Below are 14022 nucleotides of genomic sequence, written 5' to 3'. Positions count from 1 at the left end.
TAGCGGAGGAACGTCACGAAGGGCGCCCTTCGTGACGCTCGGCTGGCGCCTCGCTCCTCAGGGACCGTGGTGGTGACGCTCCTCAGTGGCCGGGGGGTGCGTGCGCTATCGATAGGGTGGCCAGATGGCCGGAACCTCGACTCGACTGTTGCCCGGCCTGGTCTACGCGGCGTTGTCGACTGCCGTGGTCAGTTCGCTCGGCATGCTGCTGGTGCCCAGCGTCGCGGAGGAATACGACGTCGCGGTGGGCTCAGCGCAGTGGATGCTCACCATCAACCTGCTCGTCGGTGCGGTGACCACTCCGGTCATGGGCCGGCTCAGCGACGGCCCGCACAAGAAACGACTGTTGATCTGGGCGCTCGCGGTGATCTTGCTCGGTTCGGTGATGGCGGCGACCGCCCCCACCTTCGGAGTGTTCCTGGCCGGTCGAGCCCTGCAGGGGCTCTCCTACGGCATCGTGCCGGTCACCATCGCCCTCGCGCGCCGCTACCTGTCCGACGACCTGGTGCGACCGGGCATCTCAGCGCTGTCGGTCACGGTGGCGACCGGCCTCGGCGTCGGCTACCCGTTGACCGGCGTACTGGCGTCGGGATTCGGGTTCCGCATGGCGTTCGTCGCCGCCGCGCTGTTCCTCATCACCGCCATGATCACCGTCTGGGTGGTGGTTCCCTCCGGCCCCGACGAGCACGCGCCGCGGCAACGATTCGACGTGCCCGGCGCGATGCTGCTCGGCATCGGGCTCTCGGGAGTGCTGCTGGCGATCAGTGAAGGCCCCGACTGGGGTTGGCTCGATCCCCGCACGCTGACAGCCCTGGCCGTCGGAATCGCGGTGCTGATCGGTTGGGGGGTGGTCGAATTGCGCGCCACACACCCGATGATCAATCTGCGCATCTTCCGCCACACCGACGTCTTGCTGGCCAACGGCACCGCGATCGGACTCGGTGCCGCACTCTACGTCGGACTCTCGATTGCCAGTCTCATTGCGCAGGCACCCACCAGCACCGGCTACGGCATCGCATTGCCGTTGCTGTGGGCCGGCTTCGTCATGCTGCCACTGTCGGTCGGGAGCTTCGGAGCGAATCGGGTGGTGCGGCTTGTGGCGGCCCGGATCGGTCTGCCCACGTTGCTGCGGCTGGGCACCGCGACCATGGCCGTCGCGGCGTTTCTGATGCTGTTTGCTCACGATGCATTGTGGGAGATCCTGATCGGGATGTTCCTGTTCGGTGTCGGCCTCGGTACCGCATACGCGGCCATGCCCGCGCTGATCGCGCGCACCGTCGTCACCGAAGAGCTGGGCAGCGCCGTCAGCTTCAATCAGGTCTTGCGCACCGTGGGTGGCGCGGGCGGTAGCGCACTGTCGGGAGCCGTGCTGGCCGCGCATCCCGGTCCGGGCACATTTCCGACCGAGAGCGGCATCATGATCGCCCTGGCACTCAGCGCGATCGGCTGTTCCATCGTGTTCATCGCGCTGGCGGTGCATTTCGTGCTGCGGTGAAAGGTCAGCCACGACGGTCATGTGCGGCGACGAGCGCGCTTCCGCTACGGGCCCGCGGGCCCCACCTCGAGTGTCGCGGCGCGGGGCCCGGGCTCCTCGAGGTGATCGACGATCGATGCGTAGCTGCCGTATTTGTCGCGGTAGGCGCGGTCCACCGAGGCCAGGTCACTGTCGGCGGCTTCGGTGAATGCGACGTCGACGGTGGTGGGGCCGGCGGTGATCTGCCGGGAGCCGGTGGCCAGCGCCCAGATGAACCAGGACGCTCCGCGGCCGTTGGTCGAGCGGATGAAGACCCGGTCGCCGACGGCGACGATCCAGATGATCCGCGGCGTCCGGAGACTGCCGTCGCGGCGACGGGTGGCGAGTTCGACCTCTTGGGGAGCGGTGATCAATCGCGCCGTCTCGGTGTCAAAGGCGTTCATGGGATCTCCGATCGTTGGTGGGTGCGAGCAAGGGTCACGCGGACGGACTGTCGGTCGACGCCGCGAGTTCGGTTTGTGTCTCCAAGTCCGCCACGCGCTTGCGCAGGGTGACGATAGTGGACTGCAGTGCGTGCGAACCCAGCACCATGCGTACCGGGGCGTGTTGCTGCTCGGCGCTCTCGATGATCCGCGTGGTCATCAATGCCGGGTCTCCGGGGCGGGTCCGTTGGCGGGTGGAGCATCTGGAGGAATGCATGGGCGGCCCTTCGTGACGGCCCTTCGCTAGCGCTCCGGGCCTCCTCTGGGAGCGGGGGTTGACGGCCTTTCGCTAGCGCTCCGGGCCTCCTCTGGGAGCGGGGGTTGACGGCCTTTCGCTAGCGCTCCGGGCCTCCTCAGGGAGCGGGGGTCTAGCGCTGGCACAGCGGAATTCGGTTCGGGCTCCGCCGGGTTCGACGACGGTGATCGAATCTTCTCCTCGGTCCTCAGGTGCCGATCATCGGATGCCGAATGTCGATCACGGACGTACCGCGACCTTCAGGGCCTCGCGGGCGTCCATCGCGGTGTATGCCTTGGCTGTCTCGGTCAACGACATCGTCCGGTCGAAGACCTTGCCCGGCACCACGGTGCCGTCGAGCACCGCGGGCAGCAGCTGCTCGATGTAGGCCCGGACCGGCGCGGGACCACCGGTCAGGGTCACGTTGGGGCCGAAGAGGCTGCCGAAACCGACGGGCGCCTCGTCGTACTGCGGAACGCCGACGCGGCTGATCACGCCGCCGGCGCGGACCGCGCCGATCGCCTGGTCGTAGGCGGGTCGATGCCCGACCGCTTCCAACACGATCTGGCTGCCCAGACCGCCGGTGAGGTCGCGGACCTTCTCGATGCCCTCGTCGCCGCGCTCGGCGACCACATCAGTGGCGCCGAACTCACGGCCCAGATCGGTCCGGGCCCGGTGCCGGCCCATCAGGATGATCTGTTCGGCGCCGAGTTGCCGAGCCGACAGCACCGCGAGCAGGCCGACGGCGCCGTCACCGATCACGGTGACCGTGCTCCCGGCAGTCACCCCGCCACGCACAGCTGCATGCCATCCGGTGCCGTACACATCCGAGAGGGTGAGCAGCGAGGCCAACAGCGCGTCGTCGGCGTTCGCGTCGACCGGCGCCTTGACCAGCGTGCCGTCGGCGAGCGGCACCCGAACGGCCTCCGCCTGGGCGCCGGCGGTTCCGAGTTGGGGGTCGCCCCAGAATCCGCCGCGTACACACGAGGTCTGCAGACCGGCGCGGCAGAACTCGCAGGTCCCGCAGGAGACGGCGAACGGGGCGATCACGAAGTCGCCCACGCTCAGCGTGCTGACATCGGACCCGATGGCCTCCACCACTCCGATGAACTCATGTCCCATGGGAGAACCGTCGGGGGTGGCGGGCATCGAGTGATACGGGTGCAGGTCGCTGCCACACACGCAGGCGCGCGTCACTCGGACCAGCGCATCGGTCGGGTGCTCGATGATCGGATCGGGGACATCGATGACGCGGACGTCGCCGGCGCCGTACATGTAGGTAGCTTTCATGACATCCATCAGACCGCGTTTGCGCGGGCGTGGGGAGTCACGGCCGTTCCGGGTACTGCCAGTACCTCCCTGGTGTGCGGCTTCGTGCCTACCCTGGGAAACATGGATACCACCGACCTGCGCACCCAGATCCGCGAGTTCCTCAGCTCGCGGCGCGCACGTATCACCCCTGATCAAGCGGGGTTGCCGGCCTACGGCGGCAACCGCCGGGTCAAGGGTCTGCGTCGCGAGGAGGTGGCGCTGCTCGCCGGTGTGTCCGTCGATTACTACGTCCGGATGGAGCGCGGCAATCTCGCCGGCGCATCGGAGGGCGTGCTCACCGCGCTGGCCGGCGCGCTGCAACTCGACGAAGCCGAACGCGATCACCTGTTCGCCTTGGCGCGCCAGTCGCAGGCAGGCGCCGGGACGCGGCGAGCCCGCCCGCCGGCCACCACCGTGCGTCCGGCCATCCAACAGGTCCTCGACGCGATCTCCGACGCACCCGCGTGGGTGCGCAACGGGCGCCACGACATCGTCGCCATGAATCAACTTGCGCGGGCGCTGTATTCGCCTGTCCTCGCCCACTCAAGGCGGCCCGCCAACACGACCCGCTTCATCTACCTGCATCCCGATGAGGCGGAGGAGTTCTTCGTCGACTACGACCAGATCGCCCGCGATGCTGCCGCCATGCTGCGACTCGAGGCCGGCCGCAACCCGAACGACAAGGCGCTGATCCAGCTCGTCGGTGAATTGTCTACGCGCAGTGAACTTTTTCGTCAACGCTGGGCGTCGCAGGATGTGCGGTTCCACCGCAGTGGTCGCAAGCGTCTCCGACACCCGGCCGTCGGGCAACTCGACCTCGACTTCGAAGGCATGGAATTGCCATCAGAGCCGGGACTGTATCTCAACATCTACACCGCCGCGGCCGGCACGCCGACCGCCGATGGCCTCAAGCTTCTCGCCTCGTGGGCAGCGAGCCAGGAGACGATCGACACCGAGGATCACGCGATCGGCTGAGCTTCCGTCGCTTGAGGTTTCGCGTCACGTGTTGCGTCCGCCGTTGACGCCGAGGATCTGCCCGGTGATGTAGCCGGCGTCCTCGGAGATCAGGAATGCACAGGCCGCGGCGACATCCTCAGGTTTGCCGACTCGACGGACAGGAGTCTGCAGGATGTGGTCATCGACGGATCCGCCCAGGCGGTTGAGTTCCTCGTCGCGGCGAAGTAGGGGTGTGTCGACGAAACCGGGTGGTACCGCATTGACCGTGATACCCAACGGGCCGAGTTCGAGGGCCAGCGACTTGGTCAGCCCGTTGACGGCGGACTTGGCGGCAACATAGTGGGTCATGTACGGCTGACCAGAGTGCGCACTGGACGACGAGATGTTCACGATTCGCCCCCACTTGCCGCTGAGCATGTCGGGCAGGACCGCCTGAATGCAATGGTAGGTGCCGTGCAAGTTGACGTTGATGACCTCCCGCCACGCATCGAAGTCGATGTCGACGAACCGTGCGTTGCCGACGATTCCGGCCGCGTTCACGAGGACGGTGATGGGGCCGAAACGGTTGCGGATAGCGGCGAGCGCGCCGTCGACCTGTGAGCGATCGGTGACGTCGGCGACCTCGGAGTTGTCGTCGTCGTTGGGATGTCGATCGATGGTGGCCACCTGGTAGCCCTCGGCCACCAGTCGCCGGGCGACTGCTGCGCCGATTCCGGACCCGCCACCGGTGACCACCGCGGTCCTCACGCCCACGCCGGCGCTCCTGTGCTGCTGACTGATCGATTCACGATTGTGATGACCTTTCTGATGATCGGGTGGTCCGTTGACGTACGCATCAACGAAGTGTGCAGGTGATCTTCGCCGAGCGTCAGGGGACAGGCTCGATGACTGCGGCCATGGTTGCTGCGCCCGTGTCGGGCACCCGGGGTTGATGCCATGCCTCGATGGGAAATGACACACAGATCAGCGAATAGGTGAGCAGCAGAAGCTGATAGGCGTCGTCGGGCAGCTCGTCGAGCGGGTACTGGTCGAGGTAGGTGGCGGCGTCGGCGAGCCGTGGGAATGCGGCGGAATAGAAGGCCTGCAACTCGACCATCGTGCTGGACAGTCGTTTTGCGTAGCGTTCACCCTCGGACTGCAGTGCCCACTCGGCGAATGGTTCGAGATCGGCGAAGGCGGCGGGAAGGCTAGCGGACACTGTCGATCTCCTGTCGATCATTGCCGATGGTCGGCGAGCCGGTGGTGGTGTCGGAGCGACGCTGGACCTTCTCGACGTAGCGTCGCGCTGAACCGTGCAGATGTCGGAGCAGGACTTCCTGGTCGTTGAGCGGAAAGTGGGTAACGGCTTGGGTCTCGAGCATCGTCTGTGTCGCCTCCAAGGTGTTGCAGTCCTGGAGTCCGAACTCCTTGAAGGTGACCGCAGCCAGTTCTTGCCGCATGCGGTCAGACGGTGTGGTGGGTGGTGCCATGTAGAGCGTGCCCTCGAAGATGTGCTCGTTGTAGGCAAGTGGCCAGTAGTGATATGTCAGATACCACCCCGGCTCCCACACCACGATCATGAAGTTCGGGAAGAAGACGTAGGAGTCCAGCCCCCACGACTTGTGTCCGGTCGGGTTGAGGCCGGAGGGCAGCATGGTGAGTTCGGGAATGTCGGGCTTGTCCCACGGACCGAAGTTGCCGCTCCGTAAGACGCGTTCGATCGGCTTGACCATCATGGGGTCTTTGGGCGGTGCCATGCCGCCCCACGACGACACCATGCCGTGCGGGCCGTCGATGTCATAGTGCAGCGCTTCGAACCCGTGGTTCAACAGTTTTCGCGACTCGTCGGACACATACTGTTTCGCGTGCAACACCGGCGCGTGATAGAACTCCGCGAACGCATCGATGTAGAGCTTCCAGTTACTGCGCACATGCGACTGGAATTTGTAGACGTGGGTGAGCTTGTCGAAGGGATACCCCGTCATGCCGGCCGCGAACTTCCCGAGGTAGTCGTCCAGGGTCGTGGTGTTGTCCGCGTCGAAGTTGACGAACAGAAAGCCCTCCCACACGTCGACGTGCAGTGGGGTCATGTAACTTTCGGCATCGGCCGGATCGAATCTGTCCTGCCGGAGAGATGCGGGTAGGTATCGAAGCGGCAATGTCCACGCATGCCATCGGGCGCCATCGCCTCGTACGACCAGGACGGAGGCATCGAGGGCGTCGATCGGCTTCGTGAAGAACGTCCCCGTGGTCGGCGCCTGCTCGACGCGTCCGACGTTGAGCCACGAATGCCCGAAAATCGCGTCGCGCTCGACGCCGTAGTACTCAGGACTGATCGAGTCGTCATACGACATCGGTCGCGTGTCGATGCCGAAATGCTCCGTCCAACTTCCTTCCGGCGGTTTCGGAAAATGTGGCATGTGTAAACGTCCTTCCGAGAGCTCGGTGACGGCAGAGGTGTTGTGCAACACAGAGTCATAGCGCGTCGGGGCAGTGATCGAACCGCCACTGTCGAGCGCCGCACTAAACTGACCGTCGGTCCACTTAGAGTGTGCTTGTAGCATATGGACCACCGGTCAACTTGTCAATGAGAAGGACGTGGACGTGAGCGAGCAGGGTGTGAGACGAGAGCGCAGTGATGCTGCACGCAATCGACGTGCCATCCTCGACGCGACCGACCGGCTACTCGCCGCGCACGGTGCCGAGAGCATCTCCGTCGACCAGATCGCGGCGGCCGCAGGAGTGGGCAAGGGCACGATCTTTCACCGCTTCGGTAGTCGGGCAGGGCTGATGAGCGCGCTCGTGGTTGAACGCGCCCAGACTCTGCGCGATGCCGTGCTCGGCGGTCCGCCCCCGTTGGGTCCGGGCGCGCCCGCCGCCGACCGGCTCCTCGCTTTCTTCGACGCCATGTTCACGCTGATCGTGGACAACGTCGAACTCATGATCGCCTACGACAATGCGACATCCGGTTCGCAGGCCGACGAGATCAACGCCTTCTGGCATCGTCACATCGCCGAGCTGCTCACGGAGGCCAGGCCGGGTGTCGACGCCACGATTCTCGCCAGAGTCCTGCTGAGCACGCTCGATCCCGATGTCGTCCTGCACCACATTCGAACCGGTCACACCGATCGCCTGGCGGCAGCGATCCACGGCCTGGTGGCGGCGGTTGTCACGCACGGCGACTGAATCTCCCGGTGCACCATCGCGTCTCCAGGCGGCGGTGCACGCCCGACGAAGGCGTCGCCATCGGAGACGGTCACGGCTCGTGGGCGGCGAACTGCTTTCGGTAGGCCCTCGGTGAAACCCCATATGCCGCAGCGAACTTCTGCCGAAGGGTGACGCTGCTGCCGAAGCCGCATGCGGTGGCGACGGTATCGATCGTCCAGTCCGTGGTCTCGAGCAGGGCGCGGGCCTCGTCGAGTCGCCGTTCGAGTATCCAGCGCGCGGGCGTGGTGCCGGTGGTGTCGCGGAAGTGTCGGACAAAGCTGCGTCGGCTCATCCGTGCGCGGCCGGCGAGGGCGTCGACGGTGAGGGGCTGGTCGAGTCGGCCCAGTGCCCAGTCGAGAACGTCGCCGATGGCGCCGTCGTGTGCCGGTCGGAGCAACGGCCGCTCGATGTACTGGGCCTGTCCGCCCTCGCGATGAGGCGCGACCACCAGCGATCGTGCCACCCGGGTGGCGGCGGCAGAACCGAGGTGGGTGCGAACGAGGTGCACACAGGCGTCGATCGCCGATGCGGTGCCGGCCGAGGTGAGGACGTCGCCGTGGTCGATGTAGAGCACCGTCGAGTCGACCTTCGGGCCCGCTCGCCGCTGCGCCAGGCTATCCATGGCCTCCCAATGCGTGACGGCGTCGCGTCCGTCGAGCAGCCCGGCATCGGCGATGGGGAAGGCGCCCAGGCAGAGTCCGACGAGTGTGGCGCCACGCTCATGGGCATCGGTGATGGTGTGCCGCAGTTGCGTGTCCAACTCCGGCAACGACATCGGCCAGGACGGCATGATGACGATGTCGGCGCGCCGGGTGGCGTCGGGTCCGCTGACGCCGTCGATGGGGTAGCCCTCGGCAGTCCGCACCGAACCGGCACGGTCCGACCACACTTCGGTCGTCCAATCCGCGGCGAGGCCGAGGCGCCCGACCTCACCGAAGACCATCAACGGTGCGGCCAGATGGAACATGGTGATCCCGTCGAACGCGTAGATCGCGATCCGCATACGCCCTCCTGCGTTGACTGGACTGCTGAAACCGAACCGATGGCCCGAACTCATCGAAAGTATGCATTCGTGCCACTCGTGCGGCAAGGTGTCGACACGAAGAATCGAGGACGAACACACATTCCGTGCGACAACCAAGGAGTCACTCAATGACCGCACCGCGCCGCGCACTCGTCGTCGTCGACGTCCAGCAGGAGTACTTCGACGGCCCCCTACAGATCCAGTACCCGCCTCGTGAGGAGTCGCTGGCCAACATCACCGCGGCCATCGACGCCGCGACCGCCCACGACGTGCCGCTGGTCATCGTGCAGCATCGCATGCCTGCCGGTGCGCCCGTCTTCGTCGAGGGCACCGTCGGCTGGAACCTGCATCCGGAGATCGAGAAGCGCGTCGGCCCGACCACCAAACGCGTTCACAAGCTCCACGGCAGCGTTTTCGCCGGCACCGACGTCGCCGACTGGCTGCGCGACAACGAGATCGACACGATTACGATCGTGGGCCACATGGCCAACAACTGTGACCTGGCCACCGCTGTGGAGGCCGAAGGTCTCGGGTTCGCCGCGGAGATCCTGTCGGATGCGACCGGTGCCATCCATCTGGCGAACGAGGCCGGCTCGGTGTCGGCGCAGGACCTGCATGCGACTCTGATGGTGCTGTTCCAGTCCAACTTCGCGGCCGTCACGACAACCGACAAATGGATCGACTCGGTGACGTCGGGCGTGGCCGCCGAGAAAAGCAATCTCGTCGTCTCGGCGTTGCAGGGGCGAGAGGTTTCGTCGGTCTGACGCTCGAGCGGTGGAGGCAGAGCGCCGTCACTCGGCGGGGTGGGAACGGTTTTGGTCGAGTCGGAACACGTCCTGCCGCGTGCCACGCATCTCCCTGTGCACCCGGACTTTTCCGAGCCTTTGTGGGCGGTCGAAGGATTGGTGCGAATGCAAGCACTCGCGTGAGCTGACGACCGTCATCGGTGGCGGGCGTCTGATTGCTGGAAGCGCCGGAGAGCCCGCACGACCTCACCGCCTCCCGAGCTTGGACAGCGGCCGCCCGGCCAGGAACCGGATCGAGCGGGTGAGAATCGGGTTGCCCTTGGCGCTCTCGGGGTCGACCAGGTCGTTCTCGGCGAGTTGACTGTCTTCATCCTCGACCGTCGAAAAGTCGAAGGGCACCAAAGTCTTTCCCTGACCGCGCAGGGCGTCCACGGTTGCCACGAGCGTGCCGTGCTCGCCGATCTCGGAGCGCAGTTGCTCGACGGGCACGGCAAGGTGCTCGGCCAGGAGCCGATCACGGACGGCGAGGATGTCGCGGCGGTGTTCGTCTGCTTGTGGGTCGTCGGCGGTGACCTCGACCGCGAGGTCGCATTCGCTGTCGAGGCCGAGCGAGCGATTGTTGAGGTTAGATGAGCCGACCCGCAGGAGTCGGTCATCGACCACCAGGACCTTCGCATGCACGTAGATGTCCTCGCCCGACGTCGTCACCGGATGGTAGGCACGAAAGCGGTTGTGGGAGTCGGCCTGCCACAGTTGGTGCAGGAGGCGGCGGCGGGCGCCGTCCATCGCCTTCTGTTCGAGCCAGCCCTCGGCGTGGCGGGGCAGGACGACGATGATCTCAGGGCCGTCGGGTTCGCGTAGCCGCTCGGCCATGGCGTCGGCCAGGGTGCGGGCGGCCAGGTACTGGCTCTCGATGTACAGACTGCGCCGCGCCGCGCGGATCGCGGTCAGGTACAACTGCTCGATCTCGCGGACCTCGTGTCGGTCGGGCAGCTCGGGCAGGGTGCGTGCCACGGCCACATCGACAGACCGCATGGTCGGTTCGAGGTCGGCGGGCCAGGGGTCGTCGTCGACGTCGGTCACCTCGGCCAGTTCCTGGCCGGTGGCGGCCAGCCATCGGTCGCGTGCCACCGCGCCGACGACGCGTGCGGCGTCGCCGTCGACCGCGGTCGTCGCGTCATGCCATGGCCCGTACCGTTTGCCCGTGGGCGTGGTGCGGCGTTCGTCGTTGTCACGATGCTCGGAGGTGTCCCAGCGGTCGACCGTCATGTCGATTCCGCCGCAGAAGGCGATGCGGTCGTCGATGACCGCGATCTTCTGATGGTGGGCGGCATGCAGCGGGTGATGCGTGTCGATCTCGAGATGGACGTTGCGCTCGGTCATCAGGTTGGTGATGAACACCGGCGCCATCCCACGCGTGATCGCGGAGAACGCGCCGACGCTCCACTTGAGCAGATAGACCTCGAGTCCGGGCCGGTGCTTGGCGAGCCAGTTGAGGAACGCGCCGAGCTCGTTCGGGCCGTCGAGCTTCTCGCCCTCGGGTTCCAGCTGAATACGGGTGTCGAAATCCCAGCCGATCAGGATGATGCGGCGTTGCGCGCCCAGCATCGCCGCCTTGGCGAGGCGAAAGTAGTCGCCTGCGTCGATGATGCAGGCGAGCCGGTCGGCGCGGCCGATGTCGTAGCAGTTGCGGCCGCGCTCGAGCAGCGGATCGTCGATGTCGGTCATGATCGGGCCAGCCTATCCGGACGACGATCCGACGTCGCCCCCGGAGAGTTCGGGCTCGGTCCGGGGTCCGGATTGAGGACCCCGTCCGGAGCTCAGCGGGACAGGCCGGCCCGATCTGACGGAGCGGTCGGACCTCACTCGCGATCGCATCGCGTCCGCCACGGTCAGACGACCAAGATGTCACCGCTGACACTGTTGGTCTGGCCGTCGGGCGTGGGTTGACCACCTCACGCTTATGGTCGTACCATTTGCGAAAGCTGATCTGATGGAGGATTCTCAATGGCCGGAGTGTGGTTCGACGAACTGACGGTCGGACAGACGTTCGAGCACCCGATACGGCGTACCGTGACCGAGACAGACAACGTTCTGTTCACGGCGATGACCCACAACCCGGCGCTCCTTCATCTCGACGAGGAGTACATGAAGGGCACCCAGTTCGGTCAGCGCATCGTCAACAGTGCGTTCACGCTGGGGCTCATGGTCGGCATCTCGGTGGGGGACACCACATTGGGTACCGCGGTGGCCAACCTGGGTTGGGACGAGGTGAGGTTCCCCAAGCCGTTGTTTCACGGCGACACGATCCATGTCGTGACCGAGGTGATCGAGCTGCGCGAGTCGAAGTCGAGACCCGATCAGGGCATCGTCACCTTCTTGCATCAGGCGTACAACCAGAACGACGAACTCGTCGCGTCGTGCAAGCGTTCCGGCCTGCAGCGGAAGAATCCGCAATGAGCAGGCCACTCCGCTCCTTCCTGTTCGTACCCGGTGACAGCGAGAAGAAGCTGGGCAAGGTGGTCGGGTCCACCGCCGACGCGGTCATCCTCGATCTCGAGGACGCGGTCAGCAGCAACCGCAAGCCGCTCGCGCGGGAGCTGGTCTCGGAGTTCATCGTCGCGCAACTGGGGGAGATGCACGGTCCGCAACTGTGGGTGCGCATCAACCCCATTGACACCGAGTACGCGCTCGCCGACCTGGCTGCCATTGTTCCGGCGGTGCCGGCGGGCATCATGATCCCCAAGATCAATGGTCCCGACGACGTGCGGCGAGTACATCACTATCTCGAGGCGCTGGAAGCCGCGCACGGAGTCTCCTCAGGTGCCATCCGCGTGCTGCCGGTCGCGACCGAAACGCCGCGCGCTCCTTTCCATCTCGGGGAGTTCGCGGATGCGGGGCTGGAGCGTCTGTACGGACTGACCTGGGGCGCGGAGGATCTCAGTGCCGCCTTGGGGGCGACAACCAACCTCGGAGCGTCGGGGGAGTGGGCAAGCACCTATCAGCTCGTCCGATCGATGACGTTGATGGGTGCGCGTGCCGCCGATGTGGAGGCGGTGGAGACGCTGTACGTGGACATCCGTGACGATCGCGGGCTGGCGGAGACCTCCCGCCGGGCGCGCGCCGAGGGCTTCAGTGGACGGATTGCAATCCACCCCGCCCAGGTCGACACGATCAACGCCGCGTTCACGCCGACCCAAGACGAGGTCGCGTTCGCCGAACGAGTTGTCGAGGCCTTTACCGACGACGTCGGAACCGTCGCAATCGACGGGAAGATGCTCGACCTGCCGCACTTGAAGCAAGCGCGGCGTGTGCTGGCTCTGGCAACTGCAACGTAGGAGAGCGCGACTGCCTGATGGAATGTACCCGGCCCCACGGCGGGGCAATGGGGCCGGGTACCTCATTCAGATCGGACAGTTCTAATCGGCATCGAACACGAGGACCGGCTTGACGATCGAGCCATCGTGCTGGGCTGCCACGGCCGTGTTGATGTCATCGAAGCGGAAAGTGCTGACGAGCTTGTCGAGGGGTAGTCGACCGTCCTTGTACAGCTCGACCAGCTCTGGGATGAATTCATCAGGCACACTGTCACCCTCGATGATCCCGGTGACGGTCAGCCCGAGGGTGAGGGCGGCGATGATGTTGAGGGTGATGGCGCCGGTCGGATCCGACGGCACACCGATCAGTCCTACGGTGCCGCGAACCGCTGTCGCGCCGATCAATGCTTCGACCACGGCGGGGATGCCGGTGGTGTCGACCACATAGTCGACACCCTTCGGTGCGATCGCCCGCACCTGCTCGGTGAGATCGCCGACGGCGGGGTCGATGGCATGCGTCGCGCCGAGTTCGATGGCGAGGTCGCGGCGCTTCTGGTTCGGCTCGACGACAATGATGGTGGCGCAATCCTGTATCACCGCGCCGATGGCGGCTGAGAGGCCCACCGATCCGCCACCGGCGATGGCGATCGTCGATCCTTTCTCGGTCGCCAGCGAACGCATGACCGCTCCGACGCCCGTCTGCACGCCGCATCCGAGAGGTGCAAGAAACTCGAACGGGATGTCGTCGTCGATCTTGACGACGTTGCGTTCGTTGGCCGACGAGATCCGGGCGAAGGACGACTGGCCGAAGAACATCCCGCCCACCGGCTTGCCGTCCACGCTCAGCGGTGTGCTGCCGTCTTTACGGACCCCGCTGTAGTTCATCTCGTTGAAGTTCTCGCAGTAGGACTGGCGTCCGGTGGTGCAGGTGGTGCACTCACCGCAACTGTTGAAGGTGACGCCCACCTTGTCGCCGACGGCCACTTTGGTCACTCCGTCGCCGATGGCCAGCACGGTGCCTGCACCCTCGTGACCGGCCACGCCGGGGAATGCCAACGGGAGGACACCGTCGCGGGCCGCGAGGTCGGTGTGGCAGATACCGACCGCGACGATCTGTACGAGCACCTCGCCGGCGCGCGGTTCGTCGATGTCTATGTCGGCAATCGTGAAGTCGCTTCCGGGCGCGGTCAGCAACGCGGCTTGTGTTTTCATGGCTTGCTCCTGTTGTTGGTGTCTTGATCCCGATCGAGCTCCCGGACCGGGTGTGTGTATCTCCTGCTCCCTGAGCAG

General features: G+C 65.8%; 15 protein-coding genes. 6 read left to right on the top strand and 9 right to left on the bottom strand.

Annotation, left to right across the window (positions count from 1 at the left end; all coding sequences use genetic code 11):
* The first annotated feature begins 124 nt into the window (after window positions 1-124).
* Window positions 125-1495, top strand: coding sequence for an MFS transporter (locus tag ACVT6V_RS30200; RefSeq protein WP_489897725.1), 1371 nt, complete (start codon window positions 125-127; stop codon window positions 1493-1495).
* Between the two features lie 44 nt (window positions 1496-1539).
* Here the strand turns inward: ACVT6V_RS30200 and ACVT6V_RS30195 are convergent, their stop codons facing one another.
* The 3 genes from ACVT6V_RS30195 to ACVT6V_RS30185 form a co-directional block, all read right to left on the bottom strand.
* Window positions 1540-1917 carry a DUF2255 family protein gene (locus ACVT6V_RS30195; RefSeq protein ID WP_489897724.1) on the bottom strand — a complete coding sequence of 126 codons (378 nt, stop codon included), beginning with the start codon at window positions 1915-1917 and terminating at the stop codon, window positions 1540-1542.
* Window positions 1918-1951: 34 nt separating this feature from the next.
* Window positions 1952-2173, bottom strand: coding sequence for a hypothetical protein (locus ACVT6V_RS30190; RefSeq protein WP_489897723.1), 222 nt, complete (start codon window positions 2171-2173; stop codon window positions 1952-1954).
* A gap of 258 nt (window positions 2174-2431) precedes the next feature.
* On the bottom strand, window positions 2432-3481 hold the full coding sequence (locus tag ACVT6V_RS30185) for an alcohol dehydrogenase catalytic domain-containing protein (protein ID WP_489897722.1): 1050 nt from the start codon (window positions 3479-3481) through the stop codon (window positions 2432-2434).
* Between the two features lie 102 nt (window positions 3482-3583).
* Between ACVT6V_RS30185 and ACVT6V_RS30180 the strand changes: the two genes are divergently transcribed.
* A complete protein-coding gene (locus ACVT6V_RS30180) occupies window positions 3584-4477 on the top strand; it encodes a helix-turn-helix transcriptional regulator (RefSeq protein WP_489897721.1) in 894 nt (297 codons plus the stop codon).
* A gap of 24 nt (window positions 4478-4501) precedes the next feature.
* Here ACVT6V_RS30180 and ACVT6V_RS30175 read toward each other — a convergent pair whose 3' ends face one another.
* The 3 genes from ACVT6V_RS30175 to ACVT6V_RS30165 form a co-directional block, all read right to left on the bottom strand.
* A complete protein-coding gene (locus ACVT6V_RS30175) occupies window positions 4502-5206 on the bottom strand; it encodes an SDR family NAD(P)-dependent oxidoreductase (RefSeq protein WP_489901068.1) in 705 nt (234 codons plus the stop codon).
* Between the two features lie 121 nt (window positions 5207-5327).
* A complete protein-coding gene (locus ACVT6V_RS30170; protein WP_489897720.1) occupies window positions 5328-5678 on the bottom strand; it encodes a hypothetical protein in 351 nt (116 codons plus the stop codon).
* The gene (locus ACVT6V_RS30165) at window positions 5647-6858 is read right to left on the bottom strand and encodes an aromatic ring-hydroxylating dioxygenase subunit alpha (RefSeq protein WP_489897719.1); all 1212 of its coding nucleotides are present in this window, start codon (window positions 6856-6858) and stop codon (window positions 5647-5649) included. Before ACVT6V_RS30165 ends, ACVT6V_RS30170 begins: the two co-directional genes overlap by 32 nt.
* A gap of 184 nt (window positions 6859-7042) precedes the next feature.
* On the opposite strand from ACVT6V_RS30165, the gene ACVT6V_RS30160 reads away from it, so the two are divergent.
* Window positions 7043-7624: a TetR/AcrR family transcriptional regulator gene (locus tag ACVT6V_RS30160; protein WP_489897718.1), complete on the top strand. Its 582-nt coding sequence runs from the start codon at window positions 7043-7045 to the stop codon at window positions 7622-7624.
* A gap of 70 nt (window positions 7625-7694) precedes the next feature.
* Here the strand turns inward: ACVT6V_RS30160 and ACVT6V_RS30155 are convergent, their stop codons facing one another.
* Window positions 7695-8648 (bottom strand): GlxA family transcriptional regulator, encoded by a 954-nt coding sequence (locus tag ACVT6V_RS30155; protein WP_489897717.1) that lies wholly within the window; start codon window positions 8646-8648, stop codon window positions 7695-7697.
* A 149-nt stretch (window positions 8649-8797) separates the two neighbouring features.
* On the opposite strand from ACVT6V_RS30155, the gene ACVT6V_RS30150 reads away from it, so the two are divergent.
* Window positions 8798-9433 carry an isochorismatase family protein gene (locus ACVT6V_RS30150; protein WP_489897716.1) on the top strand — a complete coding sequence of 212 codons (636 nt, stop codon included), beginning with the start codon at window positions 8798-8800 and terminating at the stop codon, window positions 9431-9433.
* Between the two features lie 228 nt (window positions 9434-9661).
* On the opposite strand, the gene ACVT6V_RS30145 is transcribed toward ACVT6V_RS30150, so the two are convergent.
* Window positions 9662-11143, bottom strand: a complete 1482-nt coding sequence (locus ACVT6V_RS30145; protein WP_489897715.1) for a phospholipase D-like domain-containing protein — start codon at window positions 11141-11143, stop codon at window positions 9662-9664.
* A gap of 279 nt (window positions 11144-11422) precedes the next feature.
* Here ACVT6V_RS30145 and ACVT6V_RS30140 point away from each other — a divergent pair, with 279 nt between their 5' ends.
* Window positions 11423-11875 (top strand): MaoC family dehydratase, encoded by a 453-nt coding sequence (locus tag ACVT6V_RS30140; RefSeq protein ID WP_489897714.1) that lies wholly within the window; start codon window positions 11423-11425, stop codon window positions 11873-11875.
* Window positions 11872-12753, top strand: a complete 882-nt coding sequence (locus tag ACVT6V_RS30135; protein ID WP_489897713.1) for an HpcH/HpaI aldolase/citrate lyase family protein — start codon at window positions 11872-11874, stop codon at window positions 12751-12753. Before ACVT6V_RS30140 ends, ACVT6V_RS30135 begins: the two co-directional genes overlap by 4 nt.
* A gap of 81 nt (window positions 12754-12834) precedes the next feature.
* Here ACVT6V_RS30135 and ACVT6V_RS30130 read toward each other — a convergent pair whose 3' ends face one another.
* Window positions 12835-13944, bottom strand: a complete 1110-nt coding sequence (locus tag ACVT6V_RS30130; protein WP_489897712.1) for an NAD(P)-dependent alcohol dehydrogenase — start codon at window positions 13942-13944, stop codon at window positions 12835-12837.
* Window positions 13945-14022: the final 78 nt, after the last annotated feature.

The sequence above is a fragment of the Gordonia sp. LMA167 genome (genome assembly GCF_058130025.1).
The sequence above is the reverse complement of the archived record's forward strand: the minus strand, read 5'-3'. Positions and strand labels throughout refer to the sequence as shown.